At 53.1% G+C, this 495-nt stretch carries 1 tRNA gene and 2 rRNA genes; all 3 read left to right on the top strand.

Annotation, left to right across the window (positions count from 1 at the left end):
- Window positions 1-102 (top strand): 16S ribosomal RNA (locus ACTQ1N_RS12780); the annotation flags it as partial.
- 152 nt (window positions 103-254) lie between these two features.
- Window positions 255-372, top strand: a 5S ribosomal RNA gene (rrf, locus tag ACTQ1N_RS12775).
- Window positions 373-388: 16 nt separating this feature from the next.
- Window positions 389-461 (top strand) — tRNA-Ala (locus tag ACTQ1N_RS12770).
- Window positions 462-495 lie beyond the last annotated feature (34 nt).

The raw sequence follows: 495 nt of genomic DNA, 5'->3' as shown, positions 1-495 counted from the left end.
GTGGCCTAACGCAAGAAGGAGCCGTCGAAGGCGGGATTGGTAACTGGGGTGAAGTCGTAACAAGGTAGCCGTAGGAGAACCTGCGGCTGGATCACCTCCTTTCTAAGAGTACGAGTAGAGGTTGTTTCACTGTTGAGTGATTAAGCGAGGACTGCTTTATCACACCGCGTTTTCACAAGGAAGTTCTTCTCACATACGTTCGAAGAACAGCCTTCGCACTAAACTCGGTGAGACCTCGTTAAGTGCTCAGTGCTTCTGGTGCCGATGCGTCCGGAGGAAACACCCGTTCCCATCCCGAACACGACCGTGAAGAGCCGGGCGGCCGAAGGTACTATGCTGGAGACGACATGGGAGAACAGGCGGGCGCCAGAATAAAAAAAGAAGAAGCGGGGATGTAGCTCAGTTGGGAGAGCACCTGCCTTGCAAGCAGGGGGTCAAGAGTTCGAATCTCTCCATCTCCATTGCAGTCCATGATGATTGACTTTTGGACTGCAC

The sequence above is a fragment of the Porcincola sp. LCP21S3_C12 genome, from assembly GCF_052118625.1.
Lineage (GTDB): Bacteria > Bacillota > Clostridia > Lachnospirales > Lachnospiraceae > Porcincola.
The sequence above is the reverse complement of the archived record's forward strand: the minus strand, read 5'-3'. Positions and strand labels throughout refer to the sequence as shown.